The 12,466-nt window shown below is 50.8% G+C and carries 6 protein-coding genes; all 6 read left to right on the top strand.

Annotated elements, in window-relative coordinates:
- Positions 1-50 precede the first annotated feature (50 nt).
- The 6 genes from BZG77_RS08945 (at position 51) to BZG77_RS08920 (ending at position 12,464) form a co-directional block, all read left to right on the top strand.
- Positions 51-4,862, top strand: coding sequence for an Ig-like domain-containing protein (locus BZG77_RS08945; RefSeq protein ID WP_443216238.1), 4,812 nt, complete (start codon positions 51-53; stop codon positions 4,860-4,862).
- Positions 4,863-4,955: 93 nt separating this feature from the next.
- Positions 4,956-7,091 carry a type I secretion system permease/ATPase gene (locus tag BZG77_RS08940; RefSeq protein ID WP_077646985.1) on the top strand — a complete coding sequence of 712 codons (2,136 nt, stop codon included), beginning with the start codon at positions 4,956-4,958 and terminating at the stop codon, positions 7,089-7,091.
- Positions 7,088-8,482, top strand: coding sequence for an HlyD family type I secretion periplasmic adaptor subunit (locus tag BZG77_RS08935; protein WP_077646980.1), 1,395 nt, complete (start codon positions 7,088-7,090; stop codon positions 8,480-8,482). Before BZG77_RS08940 ends, BZG77_RS08935 begins: the two co-directional genes overlap by 4 nt.
- Positions 8,483-8,507: 25 nt before the next feature.
- On the top strand, positions 8,508-9,899 hold the full coding sequence (locus tag BZG77_RS08930) for a TolC family outer membrane protein (protein WP_241844136.1): 1,392 nt from the start codon (positions 8,508-8,510) through the stop codon (positions 9,897-9,899).
- On the top strand, positions 9,896-10,498 hold the full coding sequence (locus tag BZG77_RS08925; protein WP_077646979.1) for an OmpA family protein: 603 nt from the start codon (positions 9,896-9,898) through the stop codon (positions 10,496-10,498). Before BZG77_RS08930 ends, BZG77_RS08925 begins: the two co-directional genes overlap by 4 nt.
- Before the next feature lie 37 nt (positions 10,499-10,535).
- Entirely contained in the window at positions 10,536-12,464 is a 1,929-nt protein-coding gene (locus tag BZG77_RS08920) for a bifunctional diguanylate cyclase/phosphodiesterase (protein WP_077646978.1), read from the top strand.
- The last annotated feature ends 2 nt before the right edge of the window (positions 12,465-12,466 follow it).

Genomic DNA, 12,466 nt, shown 5'->3' with positions numbered 1-12,466 from the left:
TCACCGGCAGCGCGAGCGGCGGCGACATCGCCGAAGGCGATACCGTTGCGATGACCATCAACGGCGAAGACTACACCACCACCGTGGATGAAAACGGCGAGTGGAGCGTGGACGTGGCCGGCAGCGACCTGGCGGCGGACACCGAGTTCGAGGTGGTCGTGAGCTCGTCGGATGACGCGGGCAATACGGTAGACAGCACCGCGACCTCCACGCACACGGTTGACCAAACCGCGGATGCCGGCACGGTCAGCGTGAACAACATCACCAGCGATGACGTGATCAACGCGCAAGAAGCGGGCGAGACCATCACGGTCACCGGCAGCGCGAGCGGCGGCGACATCGCCGAAGGCGATACCGTTGCGATGACCATCAACGGCGAAGACTACACCACCACCGTGGATGAAAACGGCGAGTGGAGCGTGGACGTGGCCGGCATCACCGGCAGCGCGAGCGGCGGCGACATCGCCGAAGGCGATACCGTTGCGATGACCATCAACGGCGAAGACTACACCACCACCGTGGATGAAAACGGCGAGTGGAGCGTGGACGTGGCCGGCAGCGACCTGGCGGCGGACACCGAGTTCGAGGTGGTCGTGAGCTCGTCGGATGACGCGGGCAATACGGTAGACAGCATCGGCTCATCAGCACATACAGTTGATACGACTATCGCGACGCCAAGCATCACGCTAGAAGCGGCGGATGCGAACAACGATGGCATCTACAACGCAGAGGAGCTTGGCGAAGACGGTACAGTCACCGCAAGCATCAGCTTGCCAGACGACTTCGACGCGACGAAGGACACCTTGACCATTAACGGTGAGACACACACCTTGACGGCTGAGGAAAGAACCGCGGGTGAAGTGAATGTCGAGGTCGCTCCAGAAGAAACGATCACAGCCCAAATCACGGATGCAGCGGCGACGAAGGACACCTTGACCATTAACGGTGAGACACACACCTTGACGGCTGAGGAAAGAACCGCGGGTGAAGTGAATGTCGAGGTCGCTCCAGAAGAAACGATCACAGCCCAAATCACGGATGCAGCGGGTAATGTCTCTGAAGAGGCGAGCGCAACAGCCCTTGAATCAGACACCGAGGTGCAAGCGCCGACGATCAGCATCGCAGGCGACACCAACGAAGACGGCGTGTACAACGCAGAGGAGCTTGGCGAAGACGGTACAGTCACCGCAAGCATCAGCTTGCCAGACGACTTCGACGCGACGAAGGACACCTTGACCATTAACGGTGAGACACACACCTTGACGGCTGAGGAAAGAACCGCGGGTGAAGTGAATGTCGAGGTCGCTCCAGAAGAAACGATCACAGCCCAAATCACGGATGCAGCGNCGACGAAGGACACCTTGACCATTAACGGTGAGACACACACCTTGACGGCTGAGGAAAGAACCGCGGGTGAAGTGAATGTCGAGGTCGCTCCAGAAGAAACGATCACAGCCCAAATCACGGATGCAGCGGGTAATGTCTCTGAAGAGGCGAGCGCAACAGCCCTTGAATCAGACACCGAGGTGCAAGCGCCGACGATCAAGGCGATTTGGGGGAATGACTCCAATACTGGGCTCAAAGTGGAGGCTGAGCCGAATACAGAGCTATCGTTTAAAGATCAAAATGGCGACGCTATCCGTGATAAAGATGGGGACATCCTCAAGGTCAGTGTTGATGAATCAGGCCAAGTGACATTGAATGGCGACAATTTGCCTGATGGCGAAGTGCTTCCGCTTGATATCGTGGTGGTATCGACCGATTCAGCTGGAAACAGCGCTGAGGCAACAGCCCCCGCGCAGCCCACGCTGACAATCGAAGACACGGGGAGCAGTGACCATGATAGGATAACCAATCAGGGTGAAGTGACTGTAAGCGGCATTGAGCCAGGTAATAAATGGTTTTATACCTTTGAGAATGCAGGAGATTACAAGCCGTTTGAGGGTAACACTGGTAACTTTATTGAAGGTGAGGGAACAACTTTCACGCTGCCAGAAGGCGAGTATGAGTGGTCAGATATTCGTGTCTATCAGCAAGACGAAAACGGCAATGTTAGTCCGCATCAATGGATGTGGCACCCGGGGGGAGTAGTCGATACGACAGCCCCAGAGCAAAATGATGGCTCGAATAGCATCACGTTCGATGATGATGTCGTTAATAGTGCAGTTCACAACGCTGTGACGCTCAGTGGTCAAGTAGAAAAGGGAGCAACGGTTGACAGTATTGTGATCACTAATAGTGCTGGAGGCAGCGGCAGCATTGGGTCGATTGGTGGCATAGATATTAATGACACCAATTCAGGTCGAAGCATCACTGTCGACAGTGGTGACATTAACGTGGATGGTAATGGCAAGGTAACGGTCACAGGCCAAGACCTGAGCGGCCTGGCCGATGGCGAGCTGACCGTGACCATGACGGTGACCGACAAAGCAGGGAATACGGGTCACGTGAGCAACAACGCCGACTACCTTGCTTCTGATGGACTAACGGTCTCGGCTTCCTTGTCTGAATTTGCCGGCGGTTCGCATCCAGCCGATGAATTAATAGCGCATGTTAAACAAGAGAATCCGAAATTAGATCAAGTCACTGAAACGACAACTGATACCGGAAAGCCTTTGCTTATTGGCGGTACATCGATCGTACCATATCGATTAGGTGATAGCAGAGGGACTGAGGATATTACCTTTATATCACAACAAGCTGATGCGACTACCGCGTATTATGGTGGTAGTGGCGAAGATACGGTTTATCTACAAGGTAATCGCAGTGATTATGGCGACCTAGAGCAATTAGAGAATCAACAAGGTGCAGATAGTGCAGTTGGTTTATATCATCAAGCAGGCCATGATGAAGTTGCCTATCACGTACCGCATGCTTTCTATAATATCGAAACCATCTACTTTGCCGATGGTAAATATCAAGTAGATAACGGCGAGCTGACCAAAGTTGCGGATATTGTCCAGCTGGACGTTGACGTTACGTTGAACGATAACGACGGCTCTGAGCAAATCACATCAGTAATTATATCGGGCATTCCTGAAGGGGGCAGCGTACCAGATGGTGAGCAGCTTGATTTAGGTGACTGGCAAGTGCCGATTGATGCACTGCAGCCAAACCCAGGCTCAGATGCTGGTTTCTCTGTCACGCTTGAATTACCAGAGGGAAGTGCTCCTGATTTATCCGTGACCGTCGGTGCGGCTGAAGTCGATGAAAACGGCGATCCTGTTGACTTGCGTGAATATGCAACAGCGCAACCAGGCACAACTGTGCTGCCATCGAGTGATCCTAATGGTGATAACACGGTTGAGGGTGGCTCAGGCGATGACGTGCTGCTCGGTGATATTGGTGGGGTAGAAGTTAACTCAACCGAGCCAACAAACTACAATATCGCGTTGATTGTTGATACATCAGGCAGTATGGGGGAATCACTAGAGCCGGGAAGTTCTGAGTCGAGACTCGATGTGTTGAAAACCTCGTTGAAGTCGATGTTGGAGAATATTTCTGATCATCCAGGCACGATCAATCTGGCGTTGGTAGACTTTAACTCCTCAGCGAGCTTAAGCATCAACCTTGATAACTTTACCCAGTTAAGTGAATGGGAGCATGATAGATATGTTGATTATGTTATTGACTCTCTTCAAGCTAGTGGGGGAACTAACTACGAAGCGGCCTTTAATCAGGCGTCTTCATGGCTAAATACGCACTCGGACACAAACAGTGAAAACTTATCTTTCTTCCTAACTGATGGTAATCCAACTGTCTCGAATAATAGCAATTACTGGGGAAATACGACTCAGTCTTTTGAACTAAGGGATTCGATTAGAGCATATGAGTCACTTGCTGAGAGCTCTTCTGTTCATGCTATCGGCGTTGGAAACGGAGTGAATGCTGATATCCTTAGGTTTTTTGATAACACCAATGTGTCTGGCTCAAGAACGTGGAGCGACTACTGGGGAAGTGTTAGTGCGCCAACTGGGGATGTTGAAATCGTTAATACAGCCAATGATCTGAATACGGCACTGGATGAAGGCGTCAGAGAGATCAACGTACTCCCTGTTGGCGATGATGGGGTAATAGGTAATGCCGGTGACGACATACTCTTTGGCGATACCATTAACACTGACAATCTGCCTTGGGATGAAAATGGTCTGACACGGCCTGAGTCGCTACCAGATGGATCGGGCGTGGACGCGTTAACCACATTCCTTGAAATGAAAAATGGCGCAGCGCCATCCGATATCGAGCTGTATCAGTACATTAAGGACAACCACGCGTTGTTTAATGTCGAAGGGGATACCCGCGGTGGCGACGATACCCTAGAGGGGGGAGAAGGTAATGACATCCTCTATGGTCAAGGCGGTGATGACACCCTCAGTGGTGGCCGAGGTGATGACACTCTTATTGGTGGACGAGGTGAAGACACCTTAATTGGTGGAACCGGTAGCGATAAATTCCAGTGGTCGTTGGATGATATGCCATCGTCTGCCGATGGGACTGAAACCGATGTCATTGTCGATTTTGACAACCAAGGTGACACGCAGGACACCCTCGCGTTTGTCGAGGATTTAACCCAGCTCATTAAAGATGGGCAGGTATCTATTTCATGGCAAACCACTGACAGTGATGAGGCTGAGGGCACCTTGACGATTGGCCTTGATGCCGATGGTGATAGCCAAATGGATCAGCAGATTGACATTGAAAGCTTGAGCGTCGTTACCAACGGCGGTCAGCAAGAAGTGGTGATCAATACCTTGATTGGTAGCCAAGAAGGGGAGCTAAGATTGACGCAAGATGGTAATAATACTGAACTTTCAGTAGGAGATGGCCAAGACTTAGAAATCGACGTCGATACAGACTGGTAATCTCCCTCAGGCAGCGGCTATGATGTTGCTGCCTGCTATTTTTCGGTCAAAAGAGAGATGTAAGTGACTGACCAATCAAATAATAATCAATCCATGCAATGGAAGATAGCCGCGGGTGAGCAGCCTACCGACGATCCCTTGCTAGATTGTTTGGTATTGCTGACCGAACACTATGGTACACCCTGCTCGGGTGATGCGCTCGTCGCAGGTCTGCCAATGACCAATGCGCTACTCACGCCTGATATGTTTCCACAAGCGGCAGGACGTGCCGGTTTAGCCGCGCGCCTATCACGCCGCAATTTGGATAATTTGGGGCCACTGCTCTTACCCTGTGTGCTCTTGCTCGCCGATCAAAAAGCCTGTGTATTACGTGAGATCGATAATCAAGCCGGTACTGCATTAATTCAGCTTCCAGAAAATGGTGGCGAACAAACCATGCAGCTTGAAGCCCTTGAGGCGACGTATGTCGGGTATTGCTTTTTGATCAAGCGCCAGTACCGCGGCGATCAATCAGTCGATTTACACCTGCACGACAATAAAATCCACTGGTTTTGGCAAACGGTCAAAGACGCTGCGCCTATTTATCGCGATGCGTTGCTCGCCTCCGTGTTGGTGAACCTCTTTGCTTTAGTGTCGCCGCTGTTCGTAATGAACGTCTATGACAAGATCGTTCCTAATTTGGCGTTTGAATCCTTGTGGGTGTTAGCTAGCGGCGCCACCTTGGCCTACTGCTTTGACTTTATCATGCGCAAGTTGCGCTCCTACATGATTGATATGGCCGGGAAGAAAGTCGATATTATTGTTTCGTCTCGACTGTTTGCACGGTTGATGGGTACGCCGCTGGCCAATCGTGGCGGCAGTGTGGGGGCCACGGCCAAACAGTTGGGTGAGTTCGACTCTGTGCGAGACATGCTCACCTCGGCGACTATCACCACCTTGGTTGATTTGCCGTTTGCCGTTTTCTTTGTCGCTATTATCTATCTGGTGGCCGGGGATCTCGCGATCGTCCCGGTTGTAGCTGGTTTATTGATTTTGGGTTATACCATTTCCGTGCAGCCCAAACTGCGTGCCGCTATTGAAGAGAGTAACAAGTACGCCTCCGAGCGCCATGGTCACTTGATCGAGAGCCTCTCGGCACTTGAGGGCGTAAAAGCCAGTGGGGCGGAAGGGATTGTACAGCGTAGCTGGCAACAAATGACCGCGCATACGGCGAATTGGAACTTTAAAGTCAAACAAATCACCAACAATGTTTCTTACATTGCCACCTTCATCACCCAGATGATGGCGATTGCCGTGGTGATCCTGGGGGTATACCGGGTGGCGGATGGCGACATTTCCATGGGCGGGATCATCGCGGCAGTGATGCTTTCTAGTCGCGCGGTGTCACCGATGGCGCAAATGGCGAGTTTGCTCAATCGTTGGAATCAAACCAGCACCTCGCTGCGCCAACTGAATGCGATGATGGAGCAAGAGGATGAGTTTGCTGATAAAGGGCACCTTGTCAGTCGTAAACGCCTTAAAGGTGAACTCAGTGCCGATAACTTGGCCTTTAATTATCCAGAGACGGAAAAACCGGCGCTTTATCCATTGAATTTTCGCGTTCAGCCGGGTGAAGTAATCGCCATCTTAGGTAAAAATGGCTCGGGTAAAACCACGTTACTCAAACTGTTAGCCGGCCTTTTTCAGCCCAACCAAGGCAGTTTACGGTTTGATGGCGTCGATAGCCGTCAAATCCATCCTTCAGATTTGCGTCGCAACGTGGGCTATTTGGCACAAGATGTGACGCTGTTTCATGGCACTATTCGCGAAAATATTATGTTTGGTACGCGCSAAGTCACTGAGCACCAGCTGATGCGCGCCGTGCAGCTGTCAGGCGTGAGTTTGTTTACCGCGCAAGACCACGAAGGCCTAGATAAACAGGTGGGAGAGCGTGGCGAACGCCTTTCTCGCGGTCAGAGGCAAGCGGTGTCTTTAGCACGGGCGTTGCTTAATGAGCCGCCTGTGTTGGTGATGGATGAACCGACGGCCAGTTTAGACGCGCATGCCGAAAACCAATTTATCAAAGCCATGGAAGTGGCGGCCAAATCACGAACACTGGTGATGGTGACCCATAACATGTCACTGCTCAACCTCGCGCAGCGGGTGATTGTGATGGACAAAGGACGCATTGTGATGGATGGTCCGCGCGATAAAGTCCTCAGTAAGCTCAACAAAGGAAATGCGTCATGAGCAAGGTCGTTAAAAAGGCCAGCCAACCCGCTGATCTCGACATGATTGACGATGTTTATGGCGCGATGATGACAGATACCCCGCTCAAGTACCGTGCGGTGGTTTGGGTTGCCTTGCTGCTGATTGCAAGCTTTATTGTATGGGCCGCGGTGGCGGAGCTGGATCGGGTCACTCGGGGCAGTGGTAAAGTCATTCCTCCTTCTCATGTCCAGCTGATCCAAAGCCTAGATGGTGGCATTTTGCAGGCGATGTATGTTGATGAAGGGCAATTGGTTGAAAAAGGGATGCCTCTCGCGCGTATTGATGCCACCCGCTTTCGTTCCGATCTGGCTCAGCAAGAGCAAGAAATTGACAGTTTGCGAGCTTCGGTCACGCGCATGTACAGTGAACTTGATAGTGTCATTCTGCAGCCACCTAGCCAGCCATGGCAGCAACAGATTGAGATTGTGCCGCGTCCCATCAGTTTTCCTGACTCACTCACCAGCCGTAAACCCCAGTTAATTGCACGGCAACAGTCAGAATATCGAAGCCGACTGGACAGTCTGCGTAATCAACTGGAGATTCAGGGTCAACAAATCGTTCAGAAGCGTCAAGCCCTGGAAGAAGTGGCGTCCAAAATAAAAACGCTGACGAGCTCAATGTCTATAATGGATCGTGAGATCAATATCACACGTCCTTTGGTGAAAAAGAAGATTGTCTCAGAAGTGGAGCTTCTCAAACTGGAAAGACAGATCAATGATATGCAGGGTGAGCTGACCAACGTAAGACTGTCACGGCCTAAAATTAAAGCAGCGTTAGATGAATCTATCTTAAAACGCCGTGAGGCTGCTTTGCAGTTTATTGGTGAGACACGGGCCAAGCTGAGTGAAAGCGAGGCACGGCTGTCTCGACTCACAGAGGCGACCGTCGGGGCACAAGACAAAGTGAACAAAGCCGTGATTACTTCACCTGTCGATGGCACGGTGAAAACGGTGCACATCAACACATTGGGTGGTGTCGTGGGCCCCGGGGAAGATGTGATAGAAATTGTGCCGACAGAAGATCAGCTGCTCGTCGAAGTGAAGATTTTGCCAAAGGACATAGCGTTTTTACATCCGGGTTTACCTGCCGTTGTGAAGGTGACAGCCTATGACTTCACCCGTTACGGCGGCCTGGACGGCACCGTCGAGCACATCAGTGCCGATACGACGCAGGATGAAGAAGGTAATAGCTTTTATTTAGTACGGATTAGAACGGAATCATCACACTTAACTAGGGAGGATGGCACACCGATGCCGATTATTCCTGGCATGCTGACCTCGGTTGATATTATAACCGGCAAGCGAACAGTACTGGAATACATACTCAATCCTATTTTACGAGCAAAAGAAAACGCATTACGTGAGCGCTGAGGAATAGACTAATAGGAGCAATAACGTGCTGAATTTCTCGCATGTAGTCAAAAAAAAGCGTGTTGCGACGCTTATCCTGGCAATGAGCTTAAGCTCGCCTGCAGCCATGTCGCAAACCTTAGAGCAAGCGGTGGCTCGCTCACTCGAGTCACATCCACAAATACGTGAAGCCTTTGCGCGCTATAAAGCGCGTGAGCAATCTATAGACCAAGCCAAAGCTGGTTATTATCCCACACTGGATGCGACCGCTGGTGTGGGGCAGGAGTGGACGGACTCACCAGGCACTCGCCGTGATACCAGCACGGATGATGAAGTAGACCTAACTCGTCGTGAGCTTGGGTTATCATTACGCCAAATGCTTTTTGATGGCTTTGGTACCCAACATGAAGTGGCGCGGACACAAAACGAAGCCACGGCCGAGCAGTGGGGCTTGATTGCCACCGCAGAAGATAAAGCGTTGGAAGTGTCACGCATTTATCTGGATGTGCTCGTAGCTGAAGAAATTGTGATCCTGGCAGAAAAAAACCTAGATAACCACCAGGAAATCTACGATGCGATTGAAGAAAGCAATCAAGGTGGATTTGCCAAAGCCAGCGACTTGTCTCAGGTGACAGGACGCTTAGCGCGTGCGAACGCAAACTTAATGTCGGCGCGCAATAACCTCGCCGATGCCCGTAGTGCCTTTATGAAGGTCGTCGGTATCGCACCTGAGGACTTACACTTACCTAGACCCGATGCCGCGATGTTGCCTCAGTCGCTGGATACTACCTTGGATATGGCGTTAGATAACCATCCGCGTTTGCAATCCGCACAAGCAGATATTGCGGCGGCGAATGCGGCCCGTGATGGCTCTCGTGCCGCGTATTTACCGACCATCAACGTAGAAGTCGATGCTAATTGGAACGAAAACATTGGTGGCGAAGACGGTGCGGGTCCGCCAGATGTCGGTGGCGAGAATAATAATATCCAAGCCATGGTACGCATGCGCTACAACTTATTTAATGGTGGTGCCGATCGTGCCCGAGAGCGACAAACGGCTTATCAAACCATCGAGGCGCGAGAAGTTAATGAGATGACCCATCGCCAAGTGGTTGAAGGGGCCACTTTAGCCTGGAACGCGCGAACCTATCTTGAACAGCAGCGTGACTTTATGCGCCAACATGTCGAAGCCGCTACCGATACCCGAGATGCCTATCGCGAAGAGTTTCGCCTCAATGCGCGGACGCTTTTGGATGTATTGGACTCGCAAAATGAATTGTTTGAAACACGCCGTGAATACCTAAGTAAAGAAGCCGATGAGCGGTATGCACAATATCGAATATTAAACGCTACTGGGCAGCTGCTCGCATCGCTGCGGGTCGATATGCCTGCAAGTTGGGATACAGAGTCTTTAACGGGGCAGGAGCGTGAACAATGAAACAGCTAGCCATCGTTTTAATCACTGGGCTATTGCTTGGTGGTTGTGCCCCACAAACTGTTCAACCCATGGAAGACACGGTGACGCAAGGTCGTGATTTAACGGATAGCGATAAAGACGGCGTGATTGCCGCTCGCGATCAATGTGGTGATAGCGTTGCACAAGCCAAGGTGAACAATGAGGGGTGCCCAAGTGAGCGTATCGAACAAGAGGCGTCTGAACTCAACGTTCAGTTTGCCACTGGGGCTGCCCAGGTTCGTGAAGATCAGTATTCGGATATTCGAAGCCTTGCGGACTTTATGCGCCGTTACCCCAAAGCCAGGGTGACGATAGAGGGTCATGCGAGTAAAGTGGGCAATGCAGAATACAACATGGCGCTGTCTCAGCGACGGGCGGAAGCTATTGCCAATGTGCTAGTGACACAGTTTTATATTGAAAAAAATCGTGTGGATGTCCAAGGGTTTGGGGAAACCCAACCGTTGATTGATGACGAGAGTGATCGAGCGAATGAACAGAATCGTCGTGTGGTAGCGTCTGTGTCAGGCGAGCATGGGATAACAGAGAAACGATGGACTATATACTCGTCAGAAGAGCAATAGTTCAGCGCGATAACCTAGACATAAAAAGAGGCGTGGAATGACGCTCCATCAACGTGTGCTCTCGTTTGTCGTAACCACTGCCGTGGTCATCCTTTTGATGACCACGGCAGTGGTCTTTCATTTTGGCGTACAACAGATAGACCTAGAGCAGCAGCAACACTCACGCTTATCAAGCCAGTCACTCGCAGAGGCGTTACCTGTGGTACTTGAACAGGGCGACACGCAAAGGCTCAATAAACTGGTTTCCCACTTTATTACCATGCCTCAGGTGGAGAGGATTGTTGTCAAGCCGATGCTCTCGGGAGATCGTCAAGTGTGGGAGTCCGACTCTCCGACTCTGGATGCACCGGGGTGGTTTATACAACTGACGGGGCTCACAACCCGTACCCGATCTGTTTCGGTGAGCAACGGCTGGACACAGTTAGCGAAGCTGACCATGACGTTCGATCCTCATCAAGATATTGCTGAGTTATGGCAACGACTGGTGCGATTAGTCGGTTGGTTATTGGCTGCGGGTGTGGCCGTTATTGTCGCCGCGTCTTTTATGTTCCGTCGTGTTACCGTCCCTCTGGGGGAGCTCAGTCAGCGACTGACGTCGTTAGGACATGGTGATTTTCATCCGACGCAAGTGGCAACCAGTGTGAGTGATTTATCGGCACTGCAAAACGCCTTTAATCTTGCTGGGCAACAAGTCGCACGGATGCAGCAATCACAACAAGACGAATTGGCACGCTTGCGCGATAAACTCATGGTTGATCCGGTATCACGCTTACCGAACCGTGGCTATTTTCAGCACCAGCTGCAAAGCTTTATCAACGATGAAGTCGGTTGCAGCTTAATTCTGTTAGAGGCGGATTGGTTATCACGTTTACGCGCTCGCTATGGATATCAATACCGGGATCAATGTTGGCGATTACTAGGAGAAGCGTTAACGCAAGAGAGCTTAGCCAGCACGCATCAAGTCGTGGCAAGGTTGAGTCATAATGAAATCGCGATCTTACTGGTTACCGATGAAGAGAAAGCATTACGGCGTTACTTACGCCAGTTATTACGGGTGATCAATCAAGAGCTAGAGAATATCTCGCTACCGGTCAATCAAGGCTTTCACTTAGGTATTGCGCAAACGCGTACCGACGAGACGGTGAGCCTGATGACGAAAGCGGATAATGCATTACAACACGCGAAGCGCCAAAACGAGGTTTACTTTTGGCCAACGGATGAACAAGTTGATAGCCGGACCCGAGAGCAATGGCGGCATGTTTTGCTTGATGCGTTGCACAAAAATCCATTAGCGCTTTATGCCCAACCGGTTCGTCATCGTGATAATCAATATAATTGGCATCAAGAGGTGTACGCACACCTTTGGGTGGACGATAGCTGGCTATCTGCGGGTCAGTTGCTCAACCGTATTGAGATGTATGCATTAGGCGAAGAGTTTGATATTCACGTGTTAAATAGGGTGAGTGACTACCTCAATAAAAATCCTCACAGTGACAAGCTTGCGATCAATCTCACCATCGAAAGTGTCCAAAGCCAAACATTCTATGGTTGGTTAAGTCACTTTTTACTCAAAACCCATCTCGCCGATAAACTGGCGTTTGAAGTGTCAGAAAAAGCGGTACATGCTGATCCAGAAGCTTGCAAAGTATTGTTTCGTTTAATCCGTGGTCAAGGATTTGCCGTTGGGGTTGATCACTTTGGCCGTAATATGGATAACGTCGACTACATCAAAAATATCGAGCCTGATTATGTCAAATTGGATATCGGGTTTGGTCAGCAGTCGAGCGATGTGGATGATGTATTCATTCGCATGCTAGTCAATATTGCGCTGGGACGAGAGATCACTGTCATTGCCACCGGGATTGAACAATCAGAGCAGCACCAGTATTTTCATCAGTTAGGTTGTCAGGGCTATCAAGGCTATATTATGCCACCGATCAGGTTAGATAGTGGTGAGCAGCCTTAGTT

It is taken from the genome of Salinivibrio sp. IB643, assembly GCF_001996105.1.
GTDB lineage: Bacteria > Pseudomonadota > Gammaproteobacteria > Enterobacterales > Vibrionaceae > Salinivibrio > Salinivibrio costicola.
The sequence above is the reverse complement of the archived record's forward strand: the minus strand, read 5'-3'. Positions and strand labels throughout refer to the sequence as shown.